This is a genomic window from Bacillus sp. GW823-FHT06B01 (assembly GCF_058952315.1).
This window is the reverse complement of sequence record NZ_JBXAHR010000006.1, coordinates 35,548-51,181: the sequence shown is the minus strand read 5'-3', so window position 1 is coordinate 51,181 and position 15,634 is coordinate 35,548. Positions and strand designations below refer to the sequence as shown.

Sequence of the window (15,634 nt, the reverse complement as noted above, 5' to 3'; positions counted from 1 at the left end):
GAAATGAGATTGTTTTTTTGAAATATATGGATAGAAGTATTATAATAGATTTGTAAACTTCACCAGGTTAAGTATATACGTAGAGAGGGATGTATAAAATGAAAGCATTACTTTGGCATAATCAACGCGATGTACGAGTAGAAGAAGTACCAGAACCAACTGTAAGACCAGGAGCAGTTAAGATTAAAGTGAAATGGTGTGGTATCTGCGGAACAGACTTGCATGAATATTTAGCAGGACCTATTTTTATTCCAACAGAAGAGCACCCATTAACACACGTAAAAGCACCGGTTATTTTAGGTCATGAGTTTAGTGGTGAGGTAGTTGAAATCGGTGAAGGCGTTACTTCTCATAAAGTGGGAGATCGCGTCGTTGTAGAACCAATTTATTCTTGTGGTAAATGTGAAGCTTGTAAACATGGACATTACAATGTTTGTGAACAACTTGTTTTCCACGGTCTTGGCGGAGACGGCGGCGGTTTCTCTGAATATACAGTAGTACCAGAAGATATGGTCCACCATATTCCTGATGAAATGACGTATGAACAAGGTGCACTTGTAGAACCAGCAGCGGTAGCAGTTCATGCAGTACGTCAAAGTAAATTAAAAGAAGGGGAAGCTGTAGCAGTGTTTGGTTGTGGTCCAATTGGACTTCTTGTCATTCAAGCAGCTAAAGCAGCAGGAGCAACTCCTGTGATTGCAGTAGAACTTTCTAAAGAACGTCAAGAGTTAGCAAAATTAGCAGGTGCGGATTATGTATTAAATCCAGCTACTCAAGATGTACTAGCAGAAATTCGTAACTTAACAAATGGTTTAGGTGTAAATGTGAGCTTTGAAGTAACAGGTGTCGAAGTAGTACTTCGTCAAGCGATTGAAAGTACAAGCTTTGAAGGACAAACTGTAATTGTTAGTGTGTGGGAAAAAGATGCGACAATTACGCCAAACAACCTTGTACTAAAAGAAAAAGAAGTTATCGGTATTCTTGGATACCGTCATATCTTCCCAGCTGTTATTAAATTAATTAGCTCTGGCCAAATTCAAGCAGAGAAATTAATTACGAAAAAAATCACAGTAGATCAAGTTGTTGAAGAAGGATTTGAAGCACTTGTAACAGATAAAACACAAGTGAAAATTCTTGTTTCACCTAAATAATAGAGAATAGTAAAAAGTAGCCCTTTTCTAGAAATAGAAGAGGGCTACTTTTTTTCTATACAGAAAGGTGATAGACTTTCCTTTAACTACAGGTATTTTGTTTGGAAGGGGAAGTCTAATGCTTTCATTTATGTTGACATTGAAACGAATGCTAAAAGCTTGTTTACGAGCGTGGAAAGATAAAGAATTTCAAGTATTATTCGTATTAACATTTTTAACATTAACATCTGGTACGATTTTTTATAGTACAGTTGAAGGATTACGTCCTCTTGACGCTTTATATTTTAGTGTGGTCACGTTGACGACTGTCGGTGATGGGAATTTTAGTCCGCAAACTGATTTCGGAAAGGTATTTACAATCTTATATATCTTTATTGGGATTGGATTAGTGTTTGGATTTATTCATAAGTTGGCCGTTAATGTACAACTGCCAAGTATATTATCGAATAGAAAAAAAGAGTAAAGCATGTGTATGCTTTACTCTTTTTTTACATTAGTTTAGACAATCATTTGTAGTAGCTTAACAATACTTTATTACAATATAAGTGCATTCATTCATTATATTCACTATGTATAAAGTTATAATGATATGAACATTTGCATATTTTAATTTATTGATAGAAATTTCATGAAAGGTGGGATATTCTAGTCATAGGTTAACCGGACGACATCATAGGATCCTAACAAAAAGTTTACAATAATTCAATTATAAAATGGAGGATTTCAGATGAAAAAGAAAGTACTTGCTTTAGCAGCAGCTATTACATTAGTAGCCCCTTTACAAAGCGTTGCATTTGCTCATGAAAATGATGGGGGAAGTAAAATAAAAATAGTTCACCGTTGGTCTGCTGAAGATAAACATAAAGAAGGTGTAAACTCTCATTTATGGATTGTAAACCGTGCGATTGATATTATGTCTCGCAATACAACACTTGTAAAACAAGATCGAGTTGCACAAGTAAACGAATGGCGTACGGAATTAGAAAATGGTATTTATGCTGCTGACTATGAAAATCCTTATTATGATAATAGCACATTTGCTTCACATTTCTATGATCCAGACAATGGAAAAACATATATTCCATTTGCAAAGCAAGCAAAAGAAACTGGCGCTAAATATTTTAAATTAGCTGGTGAATCATATAAAAATAAAGACATGAAACAAGCATTCTTCTATTTAGGATTATCTCTTCATTATTTAGGAGATGTAAACCAACCGATGCATGCGGCAAACTTTACAAATCTTTCGTACCCACAAGGATTCCATTCTAAATATGAAAACTTTGTAGATACGATAAAAGATAATTATAAAGTAACGGATGGAAATGGATATTGGAACTGGAAAGGTACAAATCCAGAAGAGTGGATTCACGGAGCGGCAGTAGCAGCGAAACAAGATTACGCTGGCATTGTAAATGATAATACGAAAGATTGGTTCGTAAAAGCAGCTGTATCACAAGAATATGCAGATAAATGGCGCGCTGAAGTTACACCAATGACAGGTAAGCGATTAATGGATGCACAACGTGTTACTGCCGGATACATTCAGCTTTGGTTTGATACGTACGGAGATCGTTAAGTATTAAAAAAGGTCAAATCTCACAATAGAGTATTTGGCCTTTTTATAACTAATACATGGAGGTATGAAACGTGAAAGGAAAATTGCTAAAAGGTGTACTTAGCTTTGGGATTGGTTTAGGAGTTTTATACGGAGGATCTTCAGCTCAAGCAGAAACGTCTACAAATCAAAATAATACTTTGAAAGTGATGACACATAATGTGTACATGCTATCAACAAATTTATATCCGAACTGGGGACAAAGTGAGCGTGCTGATTTAATTGGGGCGGCAGATTATATAAAGAATCAAGACGTTGTTATATTAAATGAAGTGTTTGATAATAGCGCATCAGATCGTTTGTTAGGGAATTTGAAGAAAGAATATCCAAATCAAACAGCGGTATTAGGTCGTAGTAACGGAAATGAATGGGATAAAACGTTAGGTAGCTATTCATCTTCAACTCCTGAAGATGGGGGCGTTGCAATCGTGAGTAAATGGCCGATTGTTGAAAAGATTCAATATGTATTTGCAAAAGGATGCGGGCCAGATAATTTATCGAATAAAGGATTTGTATACACGAAAATTAAGAAAAATGATCGTTTCGTTCATGTAATCGGGACACATTTGCAGGCTGAAGATAGTATGTGCGGAAAAACTTCACCTGCATCTGTACGTACAAATCAGTTAAAAGAAATTCAAGACTTTATTAAAAATAAGAATATACCAAATGACGAGTACGTCCTATTTGGTGGTGATATGAACGTGAATAAAATAAATGCAGAGAACAATAGTGACTCAGAGTACGCATCCATGTTCAAAACATTGCACGCTTCTATTCCATCTTATACAGGACATACAGCAACTTGGGATGCGACGACAAACAGTATAGCAAAATATAATTTCCCTGATAGCCCTGCCGAGTATTTAGATTATATTATCGCAAGTAAAGACCATGCGAATCCGTCATTTATAGAGAATAAAGTATTACAACCGAAATCTCCACAGTGGACTGTTACATCATGGCTTAAAAAATATACATATAATGATTACTCTGATCATTATCCAGTAGAGGCAACTATTTCTATGAAATAGTCCTAAAAAAGTTTCTTCTTAATAGGAAGAAACTTTTTTATTTTGTAGAGGAAATTTCAACTTTCTTTCCAATATGTATAAGACATATTGAAAAGAGGAGAGAAAAATGTGGATCGAGGAATTTTTAAAGAGGTTCCATTACCGTGTGCATTTTTGGATGAAGTGGCTTTAGATAGAAATATTCAATCGATTATAAAATTAAGTGGGAATAAGAAGATTCGTATAGCGAGTAAATCGTTACGTTCTGTTCCAGTTATGCAAAAGATTTTAGCTACAAATGATCGATTTCAAGGTATTATGTGTTTTTCACCTAGAGAGGCTTTGTTTTTAATTGAACAAGGATTCAATGATTTATTGCTTGGGTATCCTGCTTATGATAAAAGAGCTTTACATGAAATTAGTTTGCTAACAAAGCAAGGCCTCATTATAACTTGTATGGTGGATTGTGAAGACCATATTGTTTATCTAGAAAAAATTGCTGAGGAGTCTAAAGGGTGTTTTCGTGTTTGTTTGGATATTGATATGAGTAGTCATTTTTTTCAATTTCATTTTGGGGTAAACAGATCACCGGTAAAAGATGTGCAAGGTGCTTTGAAAATAGTAAAAAGGGTAAAAGAATCATCATTTTTAATACTAGATGGTGTAATGGGATATGAAGCTCAAATTGCTGGGGTAGGAGATCACATACCGAATCAAAGAGTGAAAAGTAAAGTAATTTCGTATTTAAAGAAGAAGTCAGTGTTAGAAGTTAAAGAAAGAAGAGGACATATCGTAAAAGAAATACAAAACCTAGGTATTGAACTAAGGTTTGTAAATGGGGGAGGTACAGGAAGTATAAAAACAACTGAGCAAGATAATTCAGTTTCAGAGATTACAATAGGTTCTGCTTTTTATGCCCCGAAGCTGTTCGATTATTATAAAGAGGTGCAATTTCATCCAGCTGTCGGATTTGCTTTACCAGTTGTGCGTAAACCAGCCCTGTTTATTTACACTTGTTTAGGTGGTGGATATATTGCCTCAGGTGCAATCGGGAAAGATAAAGAACCTGAGATTTGGAGACCAAATGGTGCAAAATTATTAGCTTTAGAAGGCGCTGGCGAAGTGCAAACACCGATTTTTTATAACGGTGAGGAACGAGTAGAGATAGGAGATTCTATCTTGTTTCGCCATAGTAAAGCTGGAGAGTTATGTGAGCGTTTTCCTTTTTTATATCGTGTGAAAGAAGGAGAGATTGTTGGGGAGTATTCAACATATCGGGGGGATGGCCAATGCTTTCTATAAAGGGACAAAAATGGAGAAATTGGACAGGGAATGTAGAAGGAACGCCGCATTATACGATGTATCCAGAAAGTATACAAGATGTAGTAGAAGTTGTAGGGCTTGCTCGAAAAAAAGGGAAGAAAATTCGTGTTGTCGGTTCAGGACACTCGTTTACACCTCTTGTGCAAACGGAAGAAATTTTAGTTTCTTTAGATGAATTGAAAGGTATTTTGGATATGGATGCAGAGAAGATGGTTGCCGAAGTATGGGCAGGAACAAAGTTACATGATTTAGGGAAGTTACTTGAAGAAAAAGGTTATGCACAAGAAAATTTAGGGGATATTGATTTGCAATCGATTGCAGGAGCGATTAGTACAGGGACTCATGGAACGGGTATTACCTTTGGAAGTTTATCAACACAAGTTATAGAGATTACCGCAGTTTTATCTACAGGCGAGAGTATAGTTTGTTCGGAAACTGAGAATGTGGAATATTGGAGAGCCTTTCAGTTGTCGCTTGGAATGTTAGGTATCATTGTAAAAATAAAATTGAAGGTTATTCCAGCCTATTCACTCGTCTATAAAAGTGAAAAACAGTCATTATCTACTGTAATGAACAAGCTAGAAGAATATAAGAAGAATCGCCATTTTGAATTTTTTGTTTTTCCTTATTCAGATGAAGTACAAGTGAAATTTACAAATGAAACAACGGGTAAAAAAAGTGACTTGAAATGGCATAAACTAAAGGTAGAGTTGCTGGAAAATAAGATGTTCTCTTTGTTATCTAAAGGATGTAAATGGTTTCCCTCTATAAGTAAAGGAGTAAGTCGATTATCGGCTAAAGCTGTACCGAATACAAAGATAGTTGGTCCGAGTTATGAAGTATTTGCTACGTCGCGTGCGGTTCCATTTTATGAAATGGAGTATAGTGTTCCTTCAAATTATATGCGGGCCGTTGTAGAAGAAATTTCAAACCTTATTGAAAAGAAAAAGTATAAAGTGCACTTCCCAATTGAATGTCGTTATGTGAAAAGTGATGATATATGGCTCAGTCCAGCGTACGGAAGGGATTCAGCGTATATTGCCGTTCATATGTATAAAGGTATGAAGTATGCTGCTTATTTTGGTGAGGTGGAGAAAATTTTTCTAAAGTATGAAGGGCGCCCGCATTGGGGGAAAATGCATACGTTAACGTACGAAAAATTACAAAATATATATCCAGAAATGCATTCGTTTCTAAAGGCGAGGAAGTTTCTAGATGAAGCAGAAATGTTTTCAAACCCTTACACAGAAAAATTATTTACGATTATGAAAAAAAGCTGACAAAGTATTACTTGTCAGCTTTTTTTAGTATGATCGCATTTCTTGTTTGACTAATACGCTCGTAAAATAGTAATTTATCACGACTAAATACATGCAATAAAACATGAATAATAAATAGACCGTTAATTACAAATTGGAATAATAGTATAACTAGTAATACTAAAGGCTCTGTATGATTTAAGATAGAGCTACTCGAAAGAATATAATTGATTCCGCCTAAAATGAAATAGAATATCCCGTAACGAATGAATAATTCTTTTAGTGTAATACGCTCAGCTTGTCCTTTAATATAAATTCGAAGCAACGCTTTTCCTATTGTTCTTCCATTCGTAAAGTATGGAATGATAATAAAGTAAATAAAGATCGAACACGTTATGAAAATGAGTTCGTATATGTTCGTGTAAGATTGAATATTAGAAACAAAGAAGGAATTTCCTTTGTTTTTAATGACAGGTACAACGATAGATAAGAAAATCCAATCAATTTGCATCGCGATAAAACGACGAACGAATCCGACTGGTTTTGTTTCTAAATCAATATGAATATCTAATTCACTTGTTTTCGGAAGGAAGTACGTAAATATTGGTGCAATGATAAAACCAATTACGCCGCCTAGCGTGTTTAAAAACAAATCGTCAATATCAAATAAGCGATAGGCACAATTATAAATACCATATAATCCAGTTACTTGTGTTAACTCAAAGAACAGTGAAAGGCAAAAAGAAATGCACACTGTTTGTAAGAAACTACGTCGGAAATAATAACGTAAGTAAATACCAAATGGAACGGTTAATAGAACGTTAAATGTTACTTGTAAAAACGCAGATTCTTTTAATAGGTAGAAATAAGTAGCTGGTTTCGTTAAAATTGCCGAGGTATGATTACTAATTTCTTGTATGAAATAAAATGGTGATAGTTGCATATGTTGCGTATTAGCCGGTTGTAGGCTACAAGTATCATATGTTTGTGGTAACGGCAAAATCACAAGAAAATAGGCATTTAATAAGTAAAGTAATAATGAGTATAAAATAAATGAACGCCATTTATTTAAATAACCATACTTTCGGTAGTTAAATATTAAAAAAGGTATTAAGAGAAACATTGCTAAAATAGGAAATAAAATAAATGCTGTTTTTACTGGAAATAAATATGCAGTCAAAATGAAGCTCCTTTCATTGAAAATTCGTTTATCATTATAACGTTAAAAGAGCCTGAAAACAAAATTAAAATATTTCGAAATAGAAAAAATTTCAAATTTAAACGGGATTAAGTTATACTAAATTTAATATAAGGATATTGTGATTATTATAAGTTGAGAGAGGGTACAAGATATGCGATATGAGCTTTTTTCTGTAAGTGGGGATCATATTACAACTTTTGAAAGTGCATGGCGTTTTCAGGAGGGAGAACAGATTTTTGTTCATGATGATCAAACAAAACGAAATTTTATTATTATCCGCCTAACGCATGATGTATTTCAACAAAATAAACATGTTATTCGTTTGTATTGTCAAGAAAAGAAAGTATACGCATAAAAGAGGGCCCCTCTTACTGTACAGAAAGATAAGAGGGATTTTATCATTATAAAGATATAAAAAAGCGAGTCATCCTAGTTTAATAGAATGACTCGTTTTTCGATTTGTAAGTTGAACTTTATAAGAAAATAAGAGTAAGTACACCTACGATAATGCAATAGAAAGAGAAATATTTTAAATTTCCTTTTGCCATAATGTTCATAAACCATTTTAAAGAAATATACGTCATGATAAATGTTGCGATAAATGCAACGACATATGGCACGAATAATGTGTCTAGATTTGGATCTTTTGCAATGTCTGTAATACTTAGTAATAAACCACCTAAGCTAACAGGGATATATAGTAAGAATGAGAAACGAAGAGCTGTTTCTTGCTTCATACCAAGTAACATCGCTGCGACGATTGTTGCACCTGATCGGCTTATTCCAGGAATTAGTGCGCAAGCTTGTGCTAATCCGACGATGATTGCATCTTTCATAGAAAGGTCGCCATCATTTTTACGCCCACGCAAGTTTCTAATAATCCAAAGGCCGACAGCAGTAATAAGGAGGGAAATCCCAACCATCTTCACACCTTTTAAGTACTGATCGATGTAATCTTTAAATAAAACACCAATAACACCTGCTGGAATGGTCGCAATAACAAGGTAAATAATAAAGAAGAAATCTGATTTTGCGCCTTCCGCTCTTGTAAATATATAAGATAGACCATTCTTCGTTAGACGAATTAAATCGTTTCTATAAATAAGTAATACAGCTAATAATGAAGCTGAATTAACAAGTAGTTCGAAGCTAAATCCTTCTATTTTTAGTCCTAGCAAATGTTGTGCTAAAACGAGGTGACCACTTGAAGAAATCGGAATGGGTTCTGTTAGTCCTTGGAACAGACCAAGAATTAAATATTTTAAAATGTAATGAAATTGTTCCATAATAACCTCCTTGTTTATTAGTCGAAAGAAACAACTTTTCCATTATAACAAAGATATGGATGAATATTGAAAAGAAATAAAAATTCGAAATATAATAAAACCCCCTTATAGCGCTAAAGGGGGTTTTATTATTAATGAGAAGCCGCTGTTTCTTGAAGACCTTTAGTCAATTGAACGTCGACTTTTTCGGCATCATGAATATGGTTCATAATAGTAGTATTTAATTTTTGGAACATTTGTTGTGTATTAGAGAATTCACGTAATATATCATCATTACAAGATTTTTGGTTTTCGATAGCTTTAATAACATTTGTAGCACCGCTTTGTAACGTTTGAATCATAATTAAAATATTTTCAATTCTAGCGTTTGTATCAGCACTCATTTCGACACCTTCATCAACTAAATGCAAATTATCTTTTGTGTTATCGTATGCTTTTTCAATTTCTTCTTGAATTTTTTTCGTTAAGTTACCGATGTTTTTTGTACTTTCGGCTGTACTTTCCGCTAGTTTTCTTACTTCATTGGCAACGACAGCGAATCCTTTACCGTGCTCTCCAGCACGCGCAGCTTCAATACTCGCATTTAAAGCAAGTAAATTTGTTTGTGCTGCAATGTTTTGGATGACTTCTACAATTTGCTCGATTTCTTTTGAGCGCTCACTTAAATGATTCATACTATTAGACGTGCGCTGAGATTGTTCACCTAATTTATTAATTACAATAAGTAAACGATGAACAGATTCTTTTCCTTCATTAGAACAGTCAATAATTTCTTCAATTGACTGAATTAAGCTTTGTTCTTTTTGTAACATTTCATTATTCAATTCATTGGAATGTGTTGTACGCGTTGAAACATTTTCGAAACATGAGCTTAATTGTTGAACTAAATTTTGAAGTGTATGGTGTTGATTATTTACAAGTTGGTGCTCTTGAACGACGCTTTGCACACGGTCGTGAATAGAAGAAATGATTTCTTGTTTTTCAATATCTTTTTGTTTTAATTCTGCTTCTAATTCCTGTATACGATTTGCTAATTGATCAATTTTATGTTGGAGTGATTTCTTTTGAGTAAACATATATTTATTTCAACCGCCTTTAGAAGTTATATTTTCTCTATATTTGGATTTTAGCATCTTTTATAATTTTTAAATATAGGAATTGTTAAATATTTAAGAATCTATTACATTTTATGCATAATTCCCTTTTTTTCGTCATGAAAAATAAACTGTATTTAATGGTATTGTAAACAAACTGTAAAATAAATCATGTATAACTGTATAAGAAGGGAGTCGGATTATGAACTATTTTAAGCGAATCAGTAGTCTAGTATTAGCAGGCATTATCGGTCTTTCTAGTACAGTCGCTGTAAAAGCAGAGTCAAACGACGAGAAACTTAACAACATGCAACAGCAATTGCAGCAAAACGATGCAGATATGCAAAAGAAAGAGCAAGAGAAGCAAGCTGTTAGTAAAGAAATTCAAGGTATCGAAAACGAACTACATAATTTAAATAATACAATTGCAAAAAATAAAGAGGATCAAGCTGCTATTCAACGTAAAATCGATGAAACACATAAGCAGATTGAGCAAAAAAAGAATGAAATTGTCGTTTTAGAGGATAAAGTCCTTGCTCGTAAGGATATTATGAGAAAACGTATGGTTTCTGTTCAAAACAGTTCAAATACAAGTTTAGTAGTAGAAGTTGTAGTAGAGTCAAAAAACTTTGCAGATTTCTTACAACGTATGAACGCAGTTTCTACTATTCTAGAAGCAGATAAAGAAATTTTACGTCTACAAGAACAAGATCTTCGTCAAATTGAAGAAGATAAGAAAACAATTGATGAAAAAGAAGCATCTTTAGTAGTAGACAAACAAAAATTAGCAAAAGCACAAGCTGAGTTGCAAGATAACTTGAAAAAGCGTCAAGATAACTTACAAACAGTTCAAGCTAAATATAATGCAGTTGCAAGCCAACTTAATTTAGCAGCAGACGAAAAAGCTAAAATCGAATCAAATATGAAAGCAGTTCAAGAAACAATTGCTCGTGAGCAAGAAGCAGCAAGAATTGCTGCAGAAGAGCGTGCAAAAGCAGAAGCAGCTGCAAAGGCTGAGCAAGAAGCTTTAGCTAAGGCACAGGCTGAAATTGCTGAAAAACAAAAGCAAGAAAAAGCTAGTAAACCAGCTGAACCTGTAGCGAAAAATACAGTAACAGAGTCTAAACCTGATACGAAACCAGCTCAAGGTGGAAAAGAATTTTACGTAACAGCAACTGCTTATACAGCTGATCCATCTGAAAACGGCTATAAACCGGGTGAAACTGTAAAATCTAGGTTAGGACATAATTTAACTGCAAATCCAAACATGAAATTAATTGCTGTAGATCCATCTGTTATCCCGCTAGGTTCTACTGTATATGTAGAAGGATATGGAACAGCAATTGCTGGAGATACTGGTAGTGCAATAAAAGGGCATATCATTGATCTATTAATGCCAAACTCAGCTCAAGCTAATGAGTGGGGTAGAAGAACAGTTAAAGTTAAAATTTTAAATTAATATGTAATCCAACTTTACAATACGTAAAGTTGGATTTTTTTATAAAAATAATGTTAAGTTAAGTTTACATTTTGTTAAGGAAAGCATACAATAAAATTGAGAGGTGGTAAAATTGACCATTTTAAATAGAGTGAAGGAGTTAAGAGCTCGCTTTAATTTTTCCCAAAGTGTATTAGCAGAAAAGGTTGGAGTGACAAGGCAAACAATCGCGGCAATTGAAAAAGGGGATTATGTCCCTTCACTGTTATTAGCACTTACGATTTGCGATGTATTTCAGTTAAAGATGGAAGATGTGTTTGTTTTAAATAAGGAGGGGAAAGAGGATGAGTAGGGTTGTCGCTTCGTATATCATAAATTTATTTTACAGTGTATTGGCATGCTGGGCATTTGTAGAGTTTTATGATTTTTGGATACAGTTTGCTGATATTATTAAAAATGAGAGTTTGCCATCCAAAATAACAATGAGTTTGACACCTGTTGTATTACTGTTTATTGTAGCTATCATACTAGCGTTCTTTAAAAGATTGCATAAGAAGAAATATAAAAGATCATCATTGCAATTGTATCCGTTATTATTTCCCCAAGAAGATGAACGCGAGAAGGATATTACAGATAGAGCATGTCGAACAACATTTGTATCATTGTGGTTTGTATTACCTTGTGCACTAGGATTATTAATATTTACACCTGTAGCAAATTTATATATTTCGGCATACCCTTTATATGTTGTGTATTTAATTTATTTAATTCAAATGACGGTCTTTCACGTATCACTATACAGAAATAAATTAGCTTAAAAAGAAACCTTCTTGCACGTGCGAGAAGGTTTCTTTCTAGCTTACACTTGTACATATAGCAATATTATCTTATCATTTTATATAGAGTAAGATTTTGTAAGGGAAAGGAATTGTATATGAATAAGCAAAGAATTTATAGTATAGTAGCAATCCTTCTATTTGTTGTAGGTGGTGTGTTAATCGGAAAGCCATTTTACGATGGATATCAGGCTGAAAAGAAACAGACTGAAAATGTGCAGGCTGTTCAAAAGATGGATTATGAAAAACATGAGACGGAATTTGTAGATGCTTCGAAAATTGATCAACCAGACTTGGCAGAAGTAGCGAGTGCATCATTAGATAAGAAACAAGTAATTGGTCGTATTTCGATCCCGAGTGTTTCATTAGAACTTCCTGTTTTAAAATCTTCTACTGAGAAAAACCTATTATCAGGTGCAGCAACAGTAAAAGAAAATCAAGTCATGGGAAAAGGGAATTATGCATTAGCAGGACATAACATGTCTAAAAAAGGTGTTTTATTTAGTGATATAGCCTCTTTAAAAAAAGGTGATAAAATTTATTTGTATGATAATGAAAATGAATATGAATATGCGGTTACTGGTGTATCTGAAGTAACTCCTGATAAATGGGAGGTTGTCGAGGATCATGGGAAAGATGAGATAACGCTTATTACATGTGTATCTGTGAAAGATAATTCTAAACGTTACGTTGTTGCTGGTGATTTAGTAGGAACGAAGGCGAAGAAGTAAAAAAGAAGGTCAACTCTTTAAAGAGTTGACCTTCTTTTTTACTAATGTTGAGAAATAATAGAATATTTTAGTTAGTATTTAAGTATTTTTCTATTTATGTATAATAAAGTTAGAATTCAAGATTTTGGGAGGAACAAGAGTGAAACAACAGGTGAAGAAACTTCTTTTAGCAACAAGTGTAGCGTTATTGGTAGCTCCAATTTCAGCCTATGCGCATCCAGGGCGTACAGATGCTAATGGAGGACATACGTGTCGGACAAATTGTGAAAAATGGGGATTACAGTACGGGGAATATCATTATCACAATAAGCCAGCTTCTAGTAGTGGTGCAACGAGTCCAGCTCCTAGCCCAAATGATAATGGTGCTGTAGAAGCCGAAAGACAAGTAGAAGCGCAGCGCAATGCTGAGGCTGAAAAACAACGTGCCGCAGAGGAGCAGCGTAAAGCTGAAGAAGAGAGACAACGTGTAGCGGAGGAACAAAGAAAAGCAGAGGAAGAGAGACAACGTGTAGCTGAAGAGCAAAGAAAAGCAGAAGAGGCACGTAAGCGAGAGGAAGTACAGCGTCAAGCTGATATGGAAAAAGGGCAGCTTGAGGGACAAAAAAGTGGAGAGACTGATTTTAAAGCAGGGAAAAATGATGCGGAATCACATTTAGCTGAAAAATCAGATACATATAAAGAAGCATTCAAAACTGCATATGTTGCATCTTGGTCTTTAGAAGAGCAGAAGAAAACGCATTTTGAAAAAGGAAAAGAGCAAGGTTTAGCACAAGAGACGATGGAAGATAGTCAAATTGCTCCGGAGTTTAAGCCGAACTTTGCAGAAGGTTTCCAAGTAGGGAATAAAGAAAGAACAGAAAACATTGAAAAAGAGCAAGCTGAACTAGGGGAAAAGGCAGGTAAGGAACTAGCCGGAAAGAACCCTGGAAATAGAGAGAAAGATGTGTACGTGAAGGTGTATGAAACAGCTTATGAAAAGGGCTATAAGTCTACAAAAAAAGCAGTAGAAAAGGCTGGCTATAAGTATGCATTTGAAAACTATGATTTGAAAGTTCCTGCTAAGTATGAAAAAAATGAATCGTTAAAGAAATGGTTTATTGAAGGATTTAAATCAAATAAAAAAGCAGCAGAAATTAGAGAAGAAGGATATAAAAAAGGAGACAGTTGGCTTGCATTCTTCTATAAGAATTTTGTGCCAAGTGAATATAAAGAACATAAAGAGCTGTACGAACAAGCGATAGAAAAAGGTAAGAATGCATAAAAAAGATGAGGGATTTCCCCTCATCTTTTTTTAATCCATCCATTTCACTAATTTCTTAGAAATTAGTAATAAAACACAACCTAATACAATTGCTACAGCTCCGATTACGGTAAATACTTCAGCATATCCAAGTGAAGTTGTGAAGCTTGCAAGTTGTCCGCCTAAAATGTTGGCGATTCCTGAGCTTGCTAACCATACTCCCATTAATAAAGAAGCAAGTTTTACTGGGGCAAGAGCACTAACCATTGAAAGTCCAACAGGTGATAGGAATAGCTCACCTAACGTATGGAAAAGATACGTAAAGACGATAAATAGTAAGTTTGCTTTTTCTGTAATGTTATGTTCATCACTACCAGTTTTTAATGTAGCGATAACGAGAATGATATAACCGATACCGAGCAAGATCATACCAAGTCCCATTTTAGTTGGGATTTTTAAATCCCCGCGCTTGCGAGTTGCAAGTTTTGCCCATAATGCTGAAATGACTGGAGCAAGTAAAATAATAAATAATGGATTGACCGATTGGAACCAAGATGTTGGAACTTCCCATCCGAACACAGAGCGGTCTACAAATTTGTTTGTATATAATGTTAATGAGCTACCAGCTTGTTCAAAGCCAGCCCAGAAGAAGACAACGAAGCATGTTAAAATGACGATAACTGCGGTACGTTGTTTTTCTTTTTTTGTTAACGGTGTATCTCCTACTGATGGTTGTCCATCTGTTGTTTGCAAATCACGAGTTGGTTTTTTACCGATATCACCAAGGAAGCGATTTGATAATGTTGTAAATAAAATTTGTCCAATGATCATTCCGATTGAAGCGGCTAAGAAACCGTAACGGAATCCAAAGTGAACAACGCCATCCACTGTTGTTTTGAATAAATTTTCTGATAAAAATCCGCAAACGAGTGGAGCTAAAAATGAACCGACGTTAATACCCATATAGAAAATTGTAAATGCACTATCACGTTTTGGATCGTTCTCTTCGTATAATTCCCCAACCAGTGTAGAGATGTTCGGTTTGAAGAATCCGTTACCGATAATAATAAGCGCTAATCCGAGGTATAGGCCGACTTGGTTTTGCATGGCAAATAGTGTAAGGTTACCGATTGCCATTGTTATACCACCAATTGTGATCGCTTTTCGTCTACCTAGGAACCGGTCTGTTAAGTATCCACCAATCATTGGTGTGAAATAACAGGCTCCAGTGTAAAATCCGTAAATGGATAGTGCCCACGCAGGACTAAACCCAAGACCACCGCTTACTAAAGCTGTCGTTAAATATAATGTTAATAATCCTCGTAATCCATAGTAACTAAATCTTTCCCACATTTCTGTAAAGAAGAGTAAGTATAAACCTGGAGGATGTTTCTTTTTTCTTTGTTGTTCTCTTTCTAGTTGTATCGCTGATTCCATGTTATTT

General features: G+C 34.6%; 15 protein-coding genes and 1 pseudogene. 12 read left to right on the top strand and 4 right to left on the bottom strand.

What is annotated here, in order from left to right; all coding sequences use genetic code 11:
• Nucleotides 1-98 precede the first annotated feature (98 nt).
• The 6 genes from bdhA to AC1Q8N_RS23990 all read left to right on the top strand — a co-directional run bounded on the left by bdhA (nucleotide 99) and on the right by AC1Q8N_RS23990 (nucleotide 6,385).
• A complete protein-coding gene (bdhA, locus tag AC1Q8N_RS24015; RefSeq protein ID WP_098831006.1) occupies nucleotides 99-1,151 on the top strand; it encodes a (R,R)-butanediol dehydrogenase in 1,053 nt (350 codons plus the stop codon).
• 118 nt (nucleotides 1,152-1,269) lie between these two features.
• Nucleotides 1,270-1,614, top strand: coding sequence for a potassium channel family protein (locus AC1Q8N_RS24010; RefSeq protein WP_000948239.1), 345 nt, complete (start codon nucleotides 1,270-1,272; stop codon nucleotides 1,612-1,614).
• A 264-nt stretch (nucleotides 1,615-1,878) separates the two neighbouring features.
• Nucleotides 1,879-2,730, top strand: a complete 852-nt coding sequence (cerA, locus tag AC1Q8N_RS24005; RefSeq protein ID WP_000731011.1) for a phospholipase CerA — start codon at nucleotides 1,879-1,881, stop codon at nucleotides 2,728-2,730.
• 71 nt (nucleotides 2,731-2,801) lie between these two features.
• Entirely contained in the window at nucleotides 2,802-3,803 is a 1,002-nt protein-coding gene (gene sph / locus AC1Q8N_RS24000; RefSeq protein WP_000676775.1) for a sphingomyelinase C, read from the top strand.
• A gap of 108 nt (nucleotides 3,804-3,911) precedes the next feature.
• A complete protein-coding gene (locus tag AC1Q8N_RS23995; protein ID WP_493521403.1) occupies nucleotides 3,912-5,084 on the top strand; it encodes an amino acid deaminase/aldolase in 1,173 nt (390 codons plus the stop codon).
• A complete protein-coding gene (locus AC1Q8N_RS23990; protein WP_098048178.1) occupies nucleotides 5,072-6,385 on the top strand; it encodes a D-arabinono-1,4-lactone oxidase in 1,314 nt (437 codons plus the stop codon). The genes AC1Q8N_RS23995 and AC1Q8N_RS23990 overlap by 13 nt, the downstream gene beginning before the upstream one ends.
• Before the next feature lie 7 nt (nucleotides 6,386-6,392).
• On the opposite strand, the gene AC1Q8N_RS23985 is transcribed toward AC1Q8N_RS23990, so the two are convergent.
• A complete protein-coding gene (locus AC1Q8N_RS23985; RefSeq protein WP_048541767.1) occupies nucleotides 6,393-7,544 on the bottom strand; it encodes a VanZ family protein in 1,152 nt (383 codons plus the stop codon).
• A 172-nt stretch (nucleotides 7,545-7,716) separates the two neighbouring features.
• Between AC1Q8N_RS23985 and AC1Q8N_RS23980 the strand changes: the two genes are divergently transcribed.
• Entirely contained in the window at nucleotides 7,717-7,920 is a 204-nt protein-coding gene (locus tag AC1Q8N_RS23980) for a hypothetical protein (protein WP_001268332.1), read from the top strand.
• Nucleotides 7,921-8,038: 118 nt separating this feature from the next.
• Here the strand turns inward: AC1Q8N_RS23980 and AC1Q8N_RS23975 are convergent, their stop codons facing one another.
• Together AC1Q8N_RS23975 and AC1Q8N_RS23970 are read right to left on the bottom strand one after the other, a co-directional pair.
• Complete coding sequence (locus AC1Q8N_RS23975) at nucleotides 8,039-8,851, bottom strand: undecaprenyl-diphosphate phosphatase (protein ID WP_048541769.1); 813 nt, start codon at nucleotides 8,849-8,851, stop codon at nucleotides 8,039-8,041.
• Between the two features lie 131 nt (nucleotides 8,852-8,982).
• Nucleotides 8,983-9,501, bottom strand: a pseudogene (locus AC1Q8N_RS23970) (methyl-accepting chemotaxis protein); the annotation flags it as partial.
• Between the two features lie 646 nt (nucleotides 9,502-10,147).
• Here AC1Q8N_RS23970 and AC1Q8N_RS23965 point away from each other — a divergent pair.
• The 5 genes from AC1Q8N_RS23965 (at nucleotide 10,148) to AC1Q8N_RS23945 (ending at nucleotide 14,211) form a co-directional block, all read left to right on the top strand.
• Nucleotides 10,148-11,404, top strand: coding sequence for a 3D domain-containing protein (locus AC1Q8N_RS23965; protein WP_060486975.1), 1,257 nt, complete (start codon nucleotides 10,148-10,150; stop codon nucleotides 11,402-11,404).
• A 112-nt stretch (nucleotides 11,405-11,516) separates the two neighbouring features.
• Entirely contained in the window at nucleotides 11,517-11,735 is a 219-nt protein-coding gene (locus tag AC1Q8N_RS23960) for a helix-turn-helix transcriptional regulator (RefSeq protein ID WP_000154014.1), read from the top strand.
• The gene (locus tag AC1Q8N_RS23955; RefSeq protein ID WP_098076816.1) at nucleotides 11,728-12,201 is read left to right on the top strand and encodes a DUF2178 domain-containing protein; all 474 of its coding nucleotides are present in this window, start codon (nucleotides 11,728-11,730) and stop codon (nucleotides 12,199-12,201) included. The genes AC1Q8N_RS23960 and AC1Q8N_RS23955 overlap by 8 nt, the downstream gene beginning before the upstream one ends.
• 116 nt (nucleotides 12,202-12,317) lie before the next feature.
• Complete coding sequence (locus AC1Q8N_RS23950; protein ID WP_048541777.1) at nucleotides 12,318-12,950, top strand: class A sortase; 633 nt, start codon at nucleotides 12,318-12,320, stop codon at nucleotides 12,948-12,950.
• A 139-nt stretch (nucleotides 12,951-13,089) separates the two neighbouring features.
• Nucleotides 13,090-14,211 (top strand): YHYH domain-containing protein, encoded by a 1,122-nt coding sequence (locus AC1Q8N_RS23945; protein ID WP_098642925.1) that lies wholly within the window; start codon nucleotides 13,090-13,092, stop codon nucleotides 14,209-14,211.
• 30 nt (nucleotides 14,212-14,241) lie between these two features.
• On the opposite strand, the gene AC1Q8N_RS23940 is transcribed toward AC1Q8N_RS23945, so the two are convergent.
• Nucleotides 14,242-15,627, bottom strand: coding sequence for a peptide MFS transporter (locus tag AC1Q8N_RS23940; protein WP_048541781.1), 1,386 nt, complete (start codon nucleotides 15,625-15,627; stop codon nucleotides 14,242-14,244).
• Between the last annotated feature and the right edge of the window lie 7 nt (nucleotides 15,628-15,634).

Excerpts from the sequence above, each read along its gene's own strand:
- AC1Q8N_RS23990 (WP_098048178.1), top strand. The coding sequence starts at position 5,072 with ATGCTTTCTATAAAGGGACAAAAATGGAGAAATTGGACAGGGAATGTA.
- AC1Q8N_RS24010 (WP_000948239.1), top strand. The coding sequence starts at position 1,270 with ATGCTTTCATTTATGTTGACATTGAAACGAATGCTAAAAGCTTGTTTA.
- AC1Q8N_RS23965 (WP_060486975.1), top strand. The coding sequence starts at position 10,148 with ATGAACTATTTTAAGCGAATCAGTAGTCTAGTATTAGCAGGCATTATC.
- AC1Q8N_RS23955 (WP_098076816.1), top strand. The coding sequence starts at position 11,728 with ATGAGTAGGGTTGTCGCTTCGTATATCATAAATTTATTTTACAGTGTA.
- AC1Q8N_RS23940 (WP_048541781.1), bottom strand. The coding sequence starts at position 15,627 with ATGGAATCAGCGATACAACTAGAAAGAGAACAACAAAGAAAAAAGAAA.
- bdhA (WP_098831006.1), top strand. The coding sequence starts at position 99 with ATGAAAGCATTACTTTGGCATAATCAACGCGATGTACGAGTAGAAGAA.
- AC1Q8N_RS23975 (WP_048541769.1), bottom strand. The coding sequence starts at position 8,851 with ATGGAACAATTTCATTACATTTTAAAATATTTAATTCTTGGTCTGTTC.
- cerA (WP_000731011.1), top strand. The coding sequence starts at position 1,879 with ATGAAAAAGAAAGTACTTGCTTTAGCAGCAGCTATTACATTAGTAGCC.
- AC1Q8N_RS23950 (WP_048541777.1), top strand. The coding sequence starts at position 12,318 with ATGAATAAGCAAAGAATTTATAGTATAGTAGCAATCCTTCTATTTGTT.
- AC1Q8N_RS23980 (WP_001268332.1), top strand. The coding sequence starts at position 7,717 with ATGCGATATGAGCTTTTTTCTGTAAGTGGGGATCATATTACAACTTTT.